At 68.9% G+C, this 380-nt stretch carries 1 protein-coding gene; it reads left to right on the top strand.

The genetic code is table 11. The features are described 5' to 3' along the window. Nucleotides 1-49: 49 nt before the first annotated feature. On the top strand, nt 50-380 hold a 331-nt coding region (locus RM812_RS42790; protein ID WP_311586526.1), incomplete at its 3' end, for a coenzyme F420-0:L-glutamate ligase.

Raw genomic sequence — 380 nt, forward strand, 5'->3', positions numbered from 1 at the left:
GGTCCTGCGCGAACGCCTGCGTGAGCGACTCGGCATCAACCTCGCCGTCGTGATCACCGACACCATGGGCCGCGCCTGGCGCAACGGCCAAGCCGATTTCGCGATCGGTGCGTCCGGGCTCACCGTCCTGCACGGATACGCCGGCGCACGCGACCGGCACGGTAACGAACTTCTGGTCACCGAGGTGGCGGTGGCCGACGAGATCGCTGCGGCAGCCGATCTGGTGAAGGGCAAGCTCACCGCGATCCCCGTCGCGGTGGTGCGTGGGCTGGAGCTGACCGACGACGGATCGAACGCCCGCACGCTGCTGCGCTCCGGCGAGGACGACCTGTTCTGGCTCGGTACCGCCGAGGCAATCGAGATGGGGCGCAACCAAGCTC

The organism is Streptomyces lancefieldiae (genome assembly GCF_031845825.1).
GTDB lineage: Bacteria > Actinomycetota > Actinomycetes > Streptomycetales > Streptomycetaceae > Streptomyces > Streptomyces lancefieldiae.